The organism is Paenibacillus sp. J2TS4 (assembly GCF_018403245.1).
Taxonomy (GTDB): Bacteria; Bacillota; Bacilli; order Paenibacillales; family NBRC-103111; genus Paenibacillus_L.
On record NZ_BOSH01000004.1, the window covers coordinates 344096 to 359301 of the forward strand.

The 15206-nt window shown below is 49.1% G+C and carries 14 protein-coding genes and 1 pseudogene; all 15 read left to right on the plus strand.

The window, feature by feature from the left end:
- The first annotated feature begins 321 nt into the window (after nucleotides 1-321).
- The 15 genes and pseudogenes from KJS69_RS11795 (at nucleotide 322) to KJS69_RS11865 (ending at nucleotide 15169) form a co-directional block, all read left to right on the plus strand.
- On the plus strand, nucleotides 322-1611 hold the full coding sequence (locus KJS69_RS11795) for an MFS transporter (RefSeq protein WP_213583953.1): 1290 nt from the start codon (nucleotides 322-324) through the stop codon (nucleotides 1609-1611).
- An 11-nt stretch (nucleotides 1612-1622) separates the two neighbouring features.
- A complete protein-coding gene (locus KJS69_RS11800; RefSeq protein ID WP_213583954.1) occupies nucleotides 1623-2537 on the plus strand; it encodes a polysaccharide deacetylase family protein in 915 nt (304 codons plus the stop codon).
- A gap of 123 nt (nucleotides 2538-2660) precedes the next feature.
- Nucleotides 2661-3518, plus strand: a complete 858-nt coding sequence (locus KJS69_RS11805; RefSeq protein WP_213583955.1) for a CPBP family intramembrane glutamic endopeptidase — start codon at nucleotides 2661-2663, stop codon at nucleotides 3516-3518.
- 314 nt (nucleotides 3519-3832) lie between these two features.
- On the plus strand, nucleotides 3833-4288 hold the full coding sequence (locus tag KJS69_RS11810) for an Hsp20/alpha crystallin family protein (protein WP_213583956.1): 456 nt from the start codon (nucleotides 3833-3835) through the stop codon (nucleotides 4286-4288).
- A gap of 138 nt (nucleotides 4289-4426) precedes the next feature.
- Nucleotides 4427-4591 carry a DUF1328 domain-containing protein gene (locus KJS69_RS11815; RefSeq protein WP_213583957.1) on the plus strand — a complete coding sequence of 55 codons (165 nt, stop codon included), beginning with the start codon at nucleotides 4427-4429 and terminating at the stop codon, nucleotides 4589-4591.
- 89 nt (nucleotides 4592-4680) lie between these two features.
- Nucleotides 4681-5073 carry a YflT domain-containing protein gene (locus tag KJS69_RS11820; protein WP_213583958.1) on the plus strand — a complete coding sequence of 131 codons (393 nt, stop codon included), beginning with the start codon at nucleotides 4681-4683 and terminating at the stop codon, nucleotides 5071-5073.
- Between the two features lie 162 nt (nucleotides 5074-5235).
- Nucleotides 5236-5433, plus strand: a pseudogene (locus tag KJS69_RS11825) (pyridoxal-phosphate dependent enzyme); the annotation flags it as partial.
- A 197-nt stretch (nucleotides 5434-5630) separates the two neighbouring features.
- Nucleotides 5631-6230 carry a GAP family protein gene (locus KJS69_RS11830; RefSeq protein WP_213583960.1) on the plus strand — a complete coding sequence of 200 codons (600 nt, stop codon included), beginning with the start codon at nucleotides 5631-5633 and terminating at the stop codon, nucleotides 6228-6230.
- Nucleotides 6231-6926: 696 nt separating this feature from the next.
- On the plus strand, nucleotides 6927-7634 hold the full coding sequence (locus KJS69_RS11835) for a metal ABC transporter ATP-binding protein (protein ID WP_213583961.1): 708 nt from the start codon (nucleotides 6927-6929) through the stop codon (nucleotides 7632-7634).
- Nucleotides 7580-8455: a metal ABC transporter permease gene (locus tag KJS69_RS11840; protein ID WP_213583962.1), complete on the plus strand. Its 876-nt coding sequence runs from the start codon at nucleotides 7580-7582 to the stop codon at nucleotides 8453-8455. The genes KJS69_RS11835 and KJS69_RS11840 overlap by 55 nt, the downstream gene beginning before the upstream one ends.
- Before the next feature lie 27 nt (nucleotides 8456-8482).
- Entirely contained in the window at nucleotides 8483-9625 is a 1143-nt protein-coding gene (locus KJS69_RS11845) for a metal ABC transporter substrate-binding protein (protein WP_213583963.1), read from the plus strand.
- A gap of 153 nt (nucleotides 9626-9778) precedes the next feature.
- Complete coding sequence (locus tag KJS69_RS11850; RefSeq protein ID WP_213583964.1) at nucleotides 9779-10216, plus strand: Fur family transcriptional regulator; 438 nt, start codon at nucleotides 9779-9781, stop codon at nucleotides 10214-10216.
- Between the two features lie 378 nt (nucleotides 10217-10594).
- Entirely contained in the window at nucleotides 10595-10846 is a 252-nt protein-coding gene (locus tag KJS69_RS30240; protein WP_213583965.1) for a heterocycloanthracin/sonorensin family bacteriocin, read from the plus strand.
- A gap of 421 nt (nucleotides 10847-11267) precedes the next feature.
- A complete protein-coding gene (locus KJS69_RS11860; RefSeq protein ID WP_213583966.1) occupies nucleotides 11268-13226 on the plus strand; it encodes a putative thiazole-containing bacteriocin maturation protein in 1959 nt (652 codons plus the stop codon).
- A complete protein-coding gene (locus KJS69_RS11865; RefSeq protein WP_213583967.1) occupies nucleotides 13223-15169 on the plus strand; it encodes a TOMM precursor leader peptide-binding protein in 1947 nt (648 codons plus the stop codon). Before KJS69_RS11860 ends, KJS69_RS11865 begins: the two co-directional genes overlap by 4 nt.
- Nucleotides 15170-15206 lie beyond the last annotated feature (37 nt).

Consider the following 15206-nt stretch of genomic DNA (forward strand, 5'->3'; position numbering starts at 1 on the left):
CGCCAATATGTAACTTGCTAATAATTACTTATGCCGGTCAGTGATACTCGGGTCCGGCAGCGTTAAGTAAAGAAAGGACCGGGCAGGAGAAATTTCTTCTGCCCGGTTTTCTTTGGGCTACATTTTTCATCAAATCCGCTTTTTTCCGTCCTCCTTTTACGGCAGGATTCCCTTGAAACAGGCTCCAGAGTAAGGCTAGCGTAAGAAGAGCGTTGACCGAAATAAAGAACGACCGTATAATTGGAAAATAATGACTGATTTTCGTTTTGCTTCCGATGCGATGCACGATAAGCCGCATATTATGGCAATGGAGGAAAGCGAATGAAAAACCGATGGACCAATTCCCCTTACACCTACGCTCTTGGAATGCTCGCCATGATGATTCCTGTGCAGGCCTTCAGCTCTTTTTACAGCTACTATTACATTGATAAGCTGGGGCTTGGGGTGGGGCTTGCAACCTTGGCCCGGACGATCTACCTGATTTGGGATGCGCTTAACGATCCGATCTTAGGGTATCTCTCGGACGGAACGAGAACCCGCTGGGGCCGGCGCAAGCCGTGGATTGTCGCGGCTATTCCCTTGTTCGTGCTCGCCTTTATTATGGTTTTTTCGGTGCCCGAAGGAATGGAGGGGACCCGGCTTTTTACATGGTTTCTAATCGCGCTTATTATTTATGAAAGCGTTGCCGCCATTCTATGGGTCAATTACGGAGCGCTGTTTCCCGAGCTGTTCCGGGGCGATCGCTTGCGGGCCAAAGCTTCGGCCATTCAGCAAGGCTATCAGATCGTTGCCCTCCTCATAGGCACCGCCCTTACCCCGATCCTCTTTGCCGCATTCGGATTTTCCAATATGGCGCTTTTGTATGCGGCCGCGTTTGCGATTCTTATGTCTCTTTGCATGATGACAGTCCGGGAAAATGAGGAAGCCCGGAAAGAAGCTCCGCTCAAGTTCATGGAAGCATTCAAGGAAACATTCAAAAATAAAGCTTTCTGGATCTTTAATTTGGCTAATTCCTTCGCTCAGACGGTTAACGGCCTCCTCAGCTCCGCGATTCCCTTCTATGCCAAATATGCGCTGCATATTCCCGAAGAGCAGGTGTCCATCCTGTTGGCTTCCATCTTTGTTTCGATTATTCCATTAGTGGCCGTATGGTATGTAGTCATTCGCAAGCTCGGCGGAGTCAAGGGCTGGCGCTGCGCATTAGCCGTCTACGCGGTATCGGTCGTCCCGTTATGGTTTGCCCAGGGACTTGGCGGCGGGATAGCGGCAGGGATTGTCGTAGGCTTCGGAATGTCCGGTTTTCTGGTGACTCCTGCCGTACTGAATGGACAAATTGTAGACCGGGATTATGAGAAGACGGGGCGCAGAAGAGAAGGCATCTACAACGCGGTGGGAGGATTTATTACAAGATCCAGCGGCTTGCTGTCGGCTGTCGCTTTTTGGAGCGTCGGTCTGCTGTTCGGCTATGTAAGCGGCCATGAGCCGGGCCCTAACGCGGAAGCCGCGTTCAGGTACTTGATCAGCGTGGTGCCTTTTGCCCTGCTTGTCATAGCCTTCCTGATCTCTCTATTACTCAAATTTCGAAATACCGACGGCTTACCAACCGAATAGGAGGGAACCCTATGACTCGCTCTCTAATTATTAATTGTGACGATTTTGGCCAGAGCAAAGCGGCGAACCAAGCGATTATTCATCTTCTCGAAGAAGGTAAGGTCTCTTCTGCCACCTTGATGCCTCCCGCTCCGGAATTTGAGGAGGCGGCGGCCTGGTGCCGCACCCGGCAAGAAGTCAACGTCGGTCTGCACCTTACCCTGACAAGTGAATACGACGGCCTTCGATGGCGAAGCCTGACCGACCATCCCTCACTCCACGACGAGAATGGCTATATGTATAAGACGATTCGGGACTTTGAATTAAATGCCGCGCCTAAAGCAGTTAGAGCAGAAATTGTCGCCCAGTTCCGGGCAGTGGCCAGGGCTGGCCTAAACATTACGCATGTCGATAATCATATGGGCAGTCTCTATGGCTTGGCTACGGGTCGAAGCTATCTCCCTTTTGTGTTCTGGGAGTGCTCCAAAAGAAAGCGGCCCTTTCGCATCTTCCGCAAAATTTATAAAAAAGACACCTTTCTCGCCTCCATTCCGAATGCGGAATCGATGCTGGAAGGGATCGTAGAGCTGGCTGATGCACTCGGTGTCGGAATGCCCGATTATTTGTTGAGTCATCCTTATGACGTGGAAGAGGGGGAGACCTACGACAGCTTCAAAAAATCGTTAATCGAGAAAGTATACGAGCTTCCGGAAGGGGTGAGTGAAACCTATATTCACCCGGCTGTGGAGAATGATGAGCTTAAAGCTTTTTTGCCGGCCTGGCAGAAACGGGTTTGGGAATACGAGCTTATACAGGATGAGGACTTTGCTTATGCCCTCAAGGATGCACGGGTAACTTTAACGAATTACCGCTCTATACGACCGCGTTCAGGGAGAGCCAGGGCACGAGCGGCATTGGCTTTAGCGGGCAGGCTTTTAAGAAAATGACAGTTTATGCTGGACATGTATTAACTCTAATTGTGCTTAAAGGGACAGGGAATTGTAGTAACGGCTCAAACCAAGTACAATAAAGCCGACAGAAGAAGCAGCATAATATTGGAGGCCAATGGTTTGACTGCATTAAAACTATTAGAGAACTGCAAGTCTCACATTCGCGGGAATCGGCCGCTTTTTATTCAAGGCGTTTGGCTGACTATTGCTTTCTTGTTAATGATCGTGATTACCCAACTGGAGGAAGGCCGTCCGTATTTGGTCGGACTGGCCGCCTTGCTTGCAGCGACGCTGCCTTGGATAAAACGGAGATTTACCCCGCTTCATACCGCTATCCTCGGTTATATGGCCGGTTTCTTGTTATATCGGGCATTCAATGATTGGATCGGCAGCATGATGATCGGTCATGAAAGGATCATCCTGCTGAACCGGCTCTCACTTATTTTAATAATCGCCCCCATCGCGCTTTTATCGTTTATGTATCGGGAGAAACCAATCCCTTATTTGGGCAGGCCTGATTTGCGGGCCAAGCTGTTTTTCCCATTCATTGAATCGGGATTTCATCAAGTCACGGTCAGGACATTTCTGATTATAGCCTTCCTTATCAATGCAGCTGTATTTGCTCCTTTTATATTCATGCGAAAGGAAAGCTTGGATCCAAGCTTTTTTGTGATCGCGATATCTTTTGCGGTTATCAACTCCATCCTCGAGGAGGTTCTATGGAGAGGTGTGCTGCTACGGAGGTTTGGGGAAGCGATAGGGGTCTACCCGGGTTTGATGGTTACCAGTCTCGGATTCGGGCTGCAGCATCATTCGCTCGGGTTTGATTGGTGGATCTGCCTGCTGTTTGCAGGAGGCGGGATCTTCTATGGAGCGGTCGTCCTGCGATCCGGCAGCCTCTATCCTGCAATTGTCTGGCACGGGGTGCTGAATCTGCTAATGGCATACAGCGGCCTGATTCTACTGCAAACCTCCTGACGGATGAAGGATAGCTGACAGGGTGAACCGGACCTATGTGCCGGCTAGTGCCCCCTTACCCGCGATTCAGCGGATAGGTGACGATTTCATTCGGCTTGAACGACTGCTCGCAGTCGGGGCCAGGGCGTACTCGGAACATGAGCTTCTCTGTATTGTAATCAATCAGGGCAATCCCGTCACCGCTCGGAACTCCGGCAAATTTTACAGGTCGGGCTGAACAAATTATACGGAATAAGGATCGTGAAGAAAACTAGGTGAGTACCTATTCCCTTTCCGGTGAGTATAATGTACGGAGAAAATAAGGGGAGGATGCTATGGGAACTTTCCCGGATGATAAGTTGGATTTGCAGAAGCTGTTTGACCATTTGACCAGCGGTCAATTTCCTTTTTCCTCCGATGATCGGGTGGCCTCGCTATTTCCTGACCCGGATTGGATACAAAATTATGTCCAAGGGTTGATAGCTGACCAGATTCCCGAGGTGAAAGGAACGGAATGGAGTCCAGACCCGGAAATTTTCGAAACTCACCGCTCCGTCTTTGTTCGGTTCAAGCTGCCGGAGGAGATCGATCCGTATTTGTTGAAAATCCGGGTTCAACCGGCTTCCTTGCGGTTGGATGGATGGGCGGACAAGGAGCTGAATATCAAGCTGCCGGCTCTCGTGGCGGCAAGCAGGAGCAAGGCAGTCATGAAAGAAGGGGTTGTGGAGATCCGCATGCCGAAGTCTTCCGATAAGGGGAGAGGAAAACAATTACACCTAGGTTTCTATTAAAAACATATCGCGCTTTTCCAGAAAGCAGAGGACGATCCTAACAGTCCCTAAAATGATGGATAAGTTTCAACAGGTGCGAGATAGGTTAAAACTACCATAGAAAGCACTCTACTTTAATCAGAAAGAAAGGTGATTTCTATGTTAGGCTGGGCAGCAACCTTTTTCATCATCGCATTAGTTGCAGGGATATTCGGATTTCTAGGAATTGCATCCGCTGCGGCAGGCATAGCCAAAATATTATTCTTCGTCTTTCTAATTCTATTCATTATCTCTCTATTTATGGGGAGAAAGACTCGCGTTTGATCCAGAATCTTGGCCGGTTCTTACGTACTTTACTCGTCGTCAATGATATTCTGAACGTCCAATAATCAATTTCGAAGGAGGAATTAACCATGATTAAAGCGACTAAAGTTCATACCGTGGGAAAGCTGACAGAAGCGCAGGAACAGGTTAATGAATTCCTTAGAGAAGGATATGCCAAGGATCACGTCTATGTTCTGACTCATGACAGGGATCGTACTGAACGCGTCGCCGATCGGACGGACGCCGAGCAGATCGGGGTGGACGAGGAAGGGCTGGGAACAGCGGTGGCCAACCTGTTCCGCTCCCGCGGGAATGAGCTTCGCGCCCAAATGCGAGCGTTAGGAATTTCCCCCGAGGCAGCCGAAAGGCTCGAGCGGGAAATGGATAACGACAAAATTGTCGTCATCGGATGGGGAGGAGAACAGTACGATGAAGATCGTTATGATCCTCATATCACTTACTATCCTCCCTATGTCCTCTAATATAATCAAGGCCTGGGAGATCAGAGATCAGGCCATGACAAGCAGCAAACCGTTCATCCTCTGTGATGGGCGGTTTTGTTGTTTTTTCATACAATAAATGTTAATGTTAAAAAAACCAACTAAGTTTATAGGTTAAAACAGTTTAATTCAGGAGGTTACTTTATTATGAATATCGCCAAAAATTTAACGGAATTGATAGGAAACACTCCTCTGCTGGAGCTTTCTCACTATAATCAAATCCATCTACTTGATGCGAAACTAATTGCTAAGCTAGAGTATTTCAATCCGTCAGGTAGTGTAAAAGACCGAATCGGCTATGCGATGATTAAAAATGCAGAGGATCAAGGATGGATTAATAGGGGTCACATCGCGTTTTATTGACTTTCTAGTGGAATGTACATTTACTGCGTAAGTAACTAATTATTCTAGTCTCAATCATTTTTTCATCAAATAGATCAGGGTAAAGCACAGAATGCACAGATAGGCCATCGATAAAAGCATGTAAATTCACTGCTTCCATTTATTGTGTCAGTGTACTTGGAGGGACTGCATATATTATGCTCACTGAATCGAAGAAAAAAGAGCAACGCTTGCTATTATTTTTGGCAATTGCCCAAGGAGCTTATTTTATATTGGGGATCGTCTTCATGCTTGGGATTGACCCTGTTATCGATCTGTTCCAGCAATTAAAAGAAAGTATATTTGTAAGTGTTATATTTCTTATAACTGGAATAGGACTTATATATCTAAGCTTCGCTTTACCTAAATTAACAAAAAACAAAAGTGGCAATATCTATACTCGTATCTTTCAAAAGATAGGGAATACTTTAAGTGTTAAGGTTGTTGTCACCATTGCTTTTTTAGCATTTTTAATAGAAGTAACTCAAGCAATACCTTATTGGGCGATGTTAGGACTGGTAACTTATCATCAATTGCCTCCACTTATATGGCTACCTACTGTAGCTATTTATAATATCTTGATGGTCCTGCCTTCACTTGTTTTATTATTTTTATATAAAACCAATCCCATAAAGACGGAATTAAAATTAGTAGGGTTTAGGAATCGATTGATGAAATCCAACGCAACTTTGTGGGCAATTGGAGGTGCAGGGGGGATATTTCTACACCTGGGATTAAATGGGATCATTCCACATTAATAGACCACATGACCATCAAAACCTAATCACACCAAGCGTCCATTCAGTTTATGCTGAATCTGACATCGTATTTATAAGGACTTTACAAATGAAACGCCTACCTTTGCTGAACTAAAAAACCTTCTGGAAAAGCAGCCTTTCATATTATGTGTTTGAATGGAGGGGTATTTTGACATATTTTCTTTTCAAGCTCCTTCAAACCGAAACTTCCCTTTCTCTTCCACTTGTTGCCCCATCTCTCTCATCAGAAAGAACTTAAGAAGCGTTTTATAACTATTGAATTTTATCGTATTTTTTACATTTAAATTTCTGAAAACAGAAGCGTCATGAAAACGATAACTAACGTTTGAAAAGCTCGTGATTCATTAATGTGCTGATTTAAAGACAGAAATACGTTGAAATTATACATAAATTTTACAAATAATGTTCATGGGGGTAGAAGACTAGAGTCTGAATCTATAATGGGTACGCAAATAAACCGAGTTTCTTATTGTGATTTTACATATTAAAATTTATAAAATTGCCGCCAGCCAGTCGGTAAAGGGACATTGGCATGCTGCTATTCCCGTCCTTTTCTGTTAGCTTCGCCTCCCACTCCTTTAAATAAAAGTAAAAATTACTATTTACAAAAAACGATTCATGAGCTAGTATTGGTAAGGAGTTTAATTGTAAAAATTACATAAAGGAGGAGTATTCATGCTGCTCGCTTCGATGGAGCAGGTTACATTTGGATATACGGATTCGCCTTGTTTGGAAAAAGCCGATTTGCGGTTGTACGCCGGTGAATTTGTGGCTGTTACCGGACCTAATGGTGCATCCAAAACGACGCTGCTCAAGCTTATGCTCCGACTATTGAAGCCTTGGAGCGGTCAAGTATGGTTAAGCGAGCTCGGAATCAGGGGAAGGAAGCTATCGATAGGCTATGTCCCGCAAAAAATCGCCTCTTTCAACAGCGGGTTTCCGAGTAAAGTGTTGGAACTGGTCCGTTCCGGAAGGTTCTACGGGACATTATGGCTGCGGAGATGGACGGCGGAAGATGAGCAGCAGACGGAGACGGCCTTACGGCAGGTCGGAATGTGGGAGCTGCGGGATCGCAAAATTGGCGAATTGTCCGGGGGCCAGAAGCAGCGGATTTGCATAGCCCGGGCGTTGGCCCAGCAGCCGGATTTGCTCGTGCTTGACGAGCCTGCGACGGGCTTGGACAAGGAGGCCCGCAGTCATCTTTATCAGCTGTTGGCTGCCCAGGTCAAGGACTACGGCCGAACCGTTGTCATGGTGACACATGAACTTACGGAGGTTAGCGAATATTTAGACCGGGTCATTCAACTGCAAAGAGAGGAGCACGGAAGATGGAAATGCTGCACTTCGATTTCATGCGGCGGGCATTTTACGCCGGTGGATTAATCGCGCTGCTCGCTTCCGTGCTCGGCGTCTATTTAATGCTTCGCAAACAGGCGCTGATGGCGGATACGCTGTCCCATGTCTCATTAGCCGGCGTAGCGGCCGGGGCTATTCTAAAAATAAATCCAACGTTAAGCGGGTTTGCGATTGCAGTCGTCGGGGCGGTAGCGGTGGAGAGCATCCGGCGCTTCTATCCGTCTTATAGCGAGATGTCGATTGCCATCATCATGACCGGGGGCTTGGCGACGGCTGTCGTTTTGATGAGCTTGAATCCAAGTGTGAATCAAGGGTTTTCCGCCTATTTATTCGGCTCAGTAGTTGCCGTCAACCCGCAGCAGCTTTGGCTTATGCTAATCGTTACGGTCATCGGCGGACTCTATTTTTGGCTGCTTCGCCGCCCTCTGTACCAAATAACCTTCGACGAGGAAACTGCCAAAGCGAATGGGCTTCCCGTTCGTTGGCTGTCGTTCTCCTTCAGTATATTGACTGGAATGACGGTAGCCGCAGCGATGCCGATTGTCGGTGTGCTGCTCGTATCGGCATTGATCGTTCTGCCTGCGGCGCTTGCCATACGTCTGGCGGCGGGCTTCACTTCAGCGATCCTGTTGGCTATGATCTTTGGGTTAACCGGAGTGTATACAGGGCTGACCTTTTCTTATCAGCTCGGGACGCCTCCGGGAGGGACGATTGCATTGCTGCTGCTGTTTTTATTGTCGGGAATAGGGTTGAAGAGGGTTTGGCTGCGAATCCGCATGCACAGGAATCGTAAGCTAGTCGATAGCGGGCAAGGGCTGCCAGTTGGAGCGTCCAGGACGCCGCAATAAGGGATACATTATTTTGGAGGGGAAAGAATGAAGTCACAATCCGTATTTAATAAAGCTCTCGTTATTATTGCAGCTTGTATGTTTATTCTGGCAGGCTGCGGTGCAAACAAAACTATGCAAAGTGAAGGCAGCTCGCCCTCACCTGAGGAAGAACCTAAAGAAACTAAGCTCAAAGTGGTTACTACGATCTACCCGATTTATGATTTTACCCGTAACGTTGCTGGAGAATATGCGGAGGTCATTCCCCTGATTCCTCCGGGAGCTGAGCCGCATGGCTGGGAACCAACTCCGCAAGATATGAAAACCATCGAGCAGGCGGACGTATTCGTATACAACGGAGGGATGGTGGAATATTGGCTTGAGCAAGTTATGGGGAGTATCCAGAATGACAAGCTGGTGAAGGTGGAAGCGATCGAAGGTTTGGAGCTGATGCCCTTCACTCATGATCACGGACATGACCATTCTCACGGTCATAGTCATGGTCATGATCATGGAGGAGACGCTCATGATGACGAACATGGCCATGACCATAAGGGCGAGTCTCATGGTGACGAGCATGGTCACAACCATGAGGGTGACGCTCATGGTAAGGAGCATGATCACGACAATGAAGAGCATGGCAGCCACGATCACGATCATGCCGGTGAACTCGATTCCCATGTATGGACGGACCCGGTTCTTGCCCAGAAGCAAGTTCTTAATATCATGGAAGGCTTGGCGAAGGCTGATCCGGCGCATAAAGACGATTACAAGAAAAATGCGGATGAGTATATAACAAAGCTTCAGGAGCTGGATCAATCGTTTAAGGAAATGACCGATACAGCTAATAGAAAGCAATTTGTTGTCCAACATGCTGCGTTTGGCTATTTGGCGGAACGGTATGGGCTGAAGCAACTGCCGATTGCGGGCTTGTCTCCTGAGCAAGAGCCGTCTCCTGCCCAGATGGCTGAAATTATTCAATTCGTTAAAGATAACGAGGTCGGCACGATCTTCTTTGAAACGTTAGCCGATCCGAAGATTGCCTCGGTTATAGCGAAGGATACCGGGGCCCGGACCTCGGTGCTTAATCCTGCGGAAGGATTGACAGCAGAGGAGCTGCAGCAAAATTTGGATTACATCGCTATCATGAAACAAAACTTGAACGCATTGCAGGCTGCTTTGAATGAGTGAGCTTAGCTCAGGTAGCCTTCTGACGAAGCTTACTATCGAATCTAGCTGGGGAAATTCGCACCAATCCATCGAAGACAAATCCATCGAGCGCTTGACTAGCCTTCCTCATTCATGCACTATATAAATATAAAACGTTATATAAGGGGTAGTAGAATGGCGGAAAACCAATCAGTTCAATCCATGCTGGACGCCATGTCCAAAAAAGGCTGGAGAATAACCGATCAGCGCAGAAGACTGGCCGAACTGTTTACCATAACCGACGGATACTTGTCGCCCAAAGATGTTTATGAATATATGAGTCAAAAATATCCCAGTGTAAGCTTCGACACGATTTATCGCAATTTGCGTCTACTGAGCGAGATGGGGATTCTGGAGCAGTTTTACTTCCTGGACAGCGGCCTGAAGTTCAAGGCGAATTGCTCCAATCATCATCACCATCATTTAATTTGTGTGAACTGTGAGAAAACAGTCACCTTTGATTATTGTCCCATGTGGAATATTTCCGGGCTGCCCGAGCAGTTCGACATTTTGAATCACCGGTTTGAAATCTACGGAATTTGCAGCGATTGCAAAACCGATTCGGCAAGCTGATTGCCGCCTGCTTTAAGCTTGAATAGGTCCAAGCCTTTCCTGAATCCGACAGCGGAACAGGAGAGGCTTTTTTCTTTTTATCCAGATATCAAACAAAACTGCTACTCGGGGATGCGAAAATTCGTGTTCGCTAATGAAATTAAGAACGGGCAACCATCCTTGAGGGACTCTGTTTGGAATTTTTCGCATAGGCCGTCGTTCCTCTTTGAAACGAGTCTGTTCAGATAATTAGGCGGAACATAATTTTCAGGTAGGCATTTGAAGGAGTAACAAAAGCGGATTTTTGTCATATGTTGTGGTATCGAAAGTCGAGGGGAAGCGAAATAAATGCGAGTCCCTCCGGCGTAATTTACAGAAAATATATGGGAGGATAACAAGATGAACGAGTTCCACAACCAAATTCAAAACCTGGAGGTTTCCGGATTCCAGGCCGGACAGGTGATCCCATGGGAAGTCCAACAGCAGCAAGAGGCAGACCCCGCCCGTCTATGCATTGGTTTTTGTGTCGGCTTTTGTACTAACTGCTTCAATTGCACCAGCTGCTTTCGCTGCTTTAACTGCTTTAACTGCTTCCGCTGCCACAATTGTTTCCAATGTTTTCGCTGCCATAACTGCGCCCATTGCCGCTAATTAGCCTTTATCCGATTTCCAGTGATGGGACCGCTTTTCTATTTTCATGATCATGGAATAAGGAAGCTGGTCCCTATTCTGGCCATTCTAGCCGATGAATGGTCTCCTTATATATACATCTAATAAATCAAAGGAATAAGCCATAGTTCGGAGTGATGCCGCGCTATGGTTTTTTGTTGCGGAGAAATAGAGAATTATGGAGCCGGGCAGCGTCTAAACAGCGTCCATATGGAATCGCACGGTGTTATTTAAGGAATACAAAACAAGAGTTTTGAAGCGTCGGAGGCCCTTTCCTCGGAGCGAAATGACTGCTTTCTTTAGTGCCGAATATATAGATGGGCATGTTGGACAAATAGCTGGACATAAAATGACTGTGAAGCTCGCGCGAATATAGAAAAGCTCTATAGTTAGGAGGAACAGGATGTCTGTTTTAAACCCTTCTATGCGTCTAAAAGTGAATCGGGATACATTTTTTATTCCGGATTCAACCGGTGGTGCTTATTTTCGCAACAACTCGGTCACGTTCCGGATGGAAGGCCGGACGATTGATCAGTGGATTGAACAGCTGCTGCCCATGTTCAATGGAAATCACACGCTGCACGAACTGACCGATGGCTTGCAGAGCCCCCATCGAGACCGGGTCTACGAAATTGCGGAGGTGCTGTATCAGAACGGCTTTGTCCGGGACTTGAGCGCAGATCGTCCCCATCAATTGCCTGCTGATGTTCTCGGGAAGTATGCCTCGCAAATTGAATTTTTGGACAGCTTGGGCCAATCGGGGGCATACCGGTTTCAAAATTATCGTCAGTCTAAAGTGCTGGCCATAGGCTCCGGGCCTTTCTTTGTCTCCCTGGTTGCGGCGCTGCTTGAATCGGGATTGCCCCGATTTCACATGCTGATAACCGATTCGGAGCCGACTCATCGGCAAAGGCTGACGGAATTGGCGGAACATGCCCGTCAATCGGATTCCTCCGTGGCCATTGAAGAAATTTCCTTCCATAAGGACGGTTGGCGGGAAGGAGTACGGTCCTACGATGCGATTCTGTATGTGTCGCAGAACGGAGAGCTGGAGGAGCTGCGGCTGCTTCATGCGGTTTGCCGGGAGGAGAGCAAGGTTCTTCTGCCTGCTCTCATTGTCCAGCAAGCAGGACTGGCCGGGCCGTTAGTCCATCCGGAAGCGGACGGCTGTTGGGAATCGGCCTTTCGCCGCCTTCATCAATCGGCGATTAGCAAAGACCCGCAGCTGCATACTTTCTCGGTTACAGCCGGCGCGATGCTGGCGAATATCATCGTGTTTGAATGGTTAAAAAGGGCTGCGGGAGTGACCAGAACGGAACTGAGCAATAAATTTTTCCTGCTCGATTTGGAAACGCTGGAAGGCGGTTACCATTCCTTCCTGCCTCATCCGCTGGTGCACGGGCATCGGAACGTGGAAAGGGTTGACGATTTGGAATTACGGCTCAAGCATGATCCGCCTAATAAGGAATTCAGTTCCTTGTTTCCATACTTTATGCGGCTGACTTCGCCGCAATCGGGCATATTCCAGCTTTGGGAAGAGGAGGACCTGATCCAGCTGCCGCTCTCCCAATGTCGAGTACAAGCGGTCGATCCGTTAACCGAAGGACCGGCAGAGCAGCTTGCGGACATTGTCTGCTCCGGTTTGACGCATGAAGAGGCGCGGAGGGAAGCCGGACTCGCAGGAATAGAGGCCTATGTTTCAAGATGGATCTGTTCGCTTGGAGCAGCGTCTTTTCCGGGGTGGGGAGAAGAGGGAAACCTTACGGATGAGCGCAAACCTCCAGTTGCCGTCGGAGCGGGAGCGACGATGACCGAAGGGCTTGTTCGCGCGCTGCAAGCTTATTTGAACGAGGAATTGCGCAAGCAGTTGACGAAGCGCGACACTTTGGTCTCCCCCTTACGGTTAGATGCGAATGAAGATAGGCACTGCCGGTATTACTGGCAGGCATTGACTACGATGCAAAGGGCCCCGGAGATCGGCTGCGGGGAAGAAATATTCGGCTTTCCCGTTGTATGGGCTAAAGTGGAGGGCCGATGGTATGGCAGTGCCGGCTTGAATAGGACTCTGGCCTGGCGCCATGTGCTGCAGCAGGCTCTGATGAGTATCCAGAACAAAGAGGCGGTAACAGCTGCATATGCGCTGGTAGCTGAATCGGTGCTGCTCGAGGAGAAGGCTCCGCAAAGCATGGTGATTCCTGCGCATGAGGAAGCGGAACAAGCAGATGTTTTGCATCGCGCCTTAACCATACTGGAGAGCGGTCGGCAGCAGTTGATGGTTTACGATTTGTCGTTGGAACCATTTATGAATGAGGAACTGGCAGGAGTGTTCGGAGTGCTGCTGCGAGAGGAGGCATCCGCGTGAGTGCTGTTGTCGTGACGATTGTCGGAGAGGGGCTGCTGGCGGACCTTGTAGGCGAACGGCTGGCTGCCCGACACAAGGTCGTTCGTCAGACTGATTTCAAGGCAGAAGCGGCGGAGGAGACGAAGCTGAACCTCGTTCTTCACGATGCCTGGCACCCTTCCGTTCACCGCGAGGCGGAGGAGGTGCTGCGGTCGCGGGGCGTTCCCTGGCTGCGCGGCTTTGTTTCGTTCGGTGAAGGAATCATCGGACCGCTGGTACGCCCGAAGGCGTCCGGCTGTTCCCGCTGCGCCGATATGCGCCTCTTGATGGCAGGCCGTGACCGCCGGGAAATGTGGGAGCTGGAGCGGAAGCTGGAGAAGGACGGAGGGGTGGCATTCGACGCCTGGGCTTCGCGTACAGGTCTGGGCCAGATGGCTCATCTGCTGGAAGCCGAAGTACAGAAAGTGCTGCAAGGCCGCCGATCCCGGTTGGAAGAACGGCTCATTATGGTCCAACTGCAAACGTTGAAGAGCTCCAGTCATTTCTTTTTGCCCGATCCGGCGTGTCCTGTTTGTTCCCGGCTGCCTGAAGATTCTGCGACGTCGGCCCGGATTTGCTTGCAGCCCAGTCCGAAGGTGAATGCGGACAGCTTCCGCAGTCGGTCATTGGATGAGCTGCAGGAGGTTTTGGTTAAAGATTATGTGGACTACCGAAGCGGATTTCTGAATGGAAAAGTGCGCGATCTGCTCTCTCCCTTTGCCGATGCGAGTGTTAATCTGCCGTTATTTACGGACAATGAGGGCTGCGCGGGCAGGACCCATTCCTATGAGGTTAGCGAGCTGACGGCTATCCTTGAGGGCTTGGAGAGATACTGCGGCATAGCCCCTCGTGGCAGGCGAACCGTCGTCCGCGATAGCTATCGCAAGCTGGAAGACCTGGCGCTCAATCCTGTGCGGGTAGGGCTATATGAGGAGGAACAATATAGGCGGCCCGGTTTTCCGTTCCAGCCGTTTGATCCTGATCTCCCGCTAGATTGGGTGTGGGGCTACTCCTTTATGACAGAGCGCCCTATTCTCGTTCCCGAGTCGCTAGCTTATTACGGCATGGGCTGCGGGCAGCGTTTTGTTCATGAAACGTCCAATGGCTGCGCGTTAGGCGGAAGCCTGGAGGAGGCCATTCTGTACGGCATATTGGAAGTCGTGGAACGAGACTCGTTCCTGATGACCTGGTACGCGAAGCTGCCGCTTCCGCGGCTCGATCCATCCTCGGCCCAGGACCGGGAATTGCGGTGGATGATCGATCGATTGCAGACGGTGACGGACTATGACATTTACTTGTTTAACTCGACTATGGAGCATCGCATTCCAAGTGTATGGGCCATAGCGAAAAACAGAAAACGGCAAGGAGCAAATCTCATTTGTGCGGCGGGGGCTCATCCAGACCCGATGCGGGCGATTAAAGGCTCGATTCATGAATTGTCCGGGATGCTGCTCAATCTGGACGGGAAGTCGGAGAAAACGCGGGAGAACAGCTTGCGGATGCTTCACGATCCTTTTCTGGTGAAGGACATGGAAGATCATTCCATGCTGTACAGCTTGCCGGAGGCGGAGGCCCGACTTGAGTTTTTGCTTGCTGCTGATCGCCCTTTACGAACACTTGCTGAGGAATTTGAGTTCAGGGAAAGATATGCGGATTTGACCGACGAGCTGAGCGATATTTTACACGTATTATGCCGGTTGAAGCTCGAGGTCATTGTGGTCGATCAAACGGCGCCGGAAATTGCCCGGAACGGACTGCACTGCGTGAAGGTGCTGATTCCCGGCATGCTGCCGATGACATTCGGATATCATCTGACCCGTTTGGCGGGGCTGGAAAGATTGCGGAGGGTGCCGATGGAGCTGGGTTATGTGAAGAAGCCGCTGACGAGAGAGCAGCTTAATTCGCATCCGCATCCGTTCCCGTAATAGTCCATGCTTGGCAGAGACTTAGGAGGAATTCATG

Bases quoted from the DNA above. Each gene is read 5' to 3' on its own strand.
- KJS69_RS11860 (WP_213583966.1), top strand. From the start codon at position 11,268: ATGTCTGTTTTAAACCCTTCTATGCGTCTAAAAGTGAATCGGGATACA.
- KJS69_RS11845 (WP_213583963.1), top strand. From the start codon at position 8,483: ATGAAGTCACAATCCGTATTTAATAAAGCTCTCGTTATTATTGCAGCT.
- KJS69_RS30240 (WP_213583965.1), top strand. From the start codon at position 10,595: ATGAACGAGTTCCACAACCAAATTCAAAACCTGGAGGTTTCCGGATTC.
- KJS69_RS11810 (WP_213583956.1), top strand. From the start codon at position 3,833: ATGGGAACTTTCCCGGATGATAAGTTGGATTTGCAGAAGCTGTTTGAC.
- KJS69_RS11815 (WP_213583957.1), top strand. From the start codon at position 4,427: ATGTTAGGCTGGGCAGCAACCTTTTTCATCATCGCATTAGTTGCAGGG.
- KJS69_RS11795 (WP_213583953.1), top strand. From the start codon at position 322: ATGAAAAACCGATGGACCAATTCCCCTTACACCTACGCTCTTGGAATG.
- KJS69_RS11840 (WP_213583962.1), top strand. From the start codon at position 7,580: ATGGAAATGCTGCACTTCGATTTCATGCGGCGGGCATTTTACGCCGGT.
- KJS69_RS11820 (WP_213583958.1), top strand. From the start codon at position 4,681: ATGATTAAAGCGACTAAAGTTCATACCGTGGGAAAGCTGACAGAAGCG.
- KJS69_RS11835 (WP_213583961.1), top strand. From the start codon at position 6,927: ATGCTGCTCGCTTCGATGGAGCAGGTTACATTTGGATATACGGATTCG.
- KJS69_RS11830 (WP_213583960.1), top strand. From the start codon at position 5,631: ATGCTCACTGAATCGAAGAAAAAAGAGCAACGCTTGCTATTATTTTTG.
- KJS69_RS11850 (WP_213583964.1), top strand. From the start codon at position 9,779: ATGGCGGAAAACCAATCAGTTCAATCCATGCTGGACGCCATGTCCAAA.
- KJS69_RS11800 (WP_213583954.1), top strand. From the start codon at position 1,623: ATGACTCGCTCTCTAATTATTAATTGTGACGATTTTGGCCAGAGCAAA.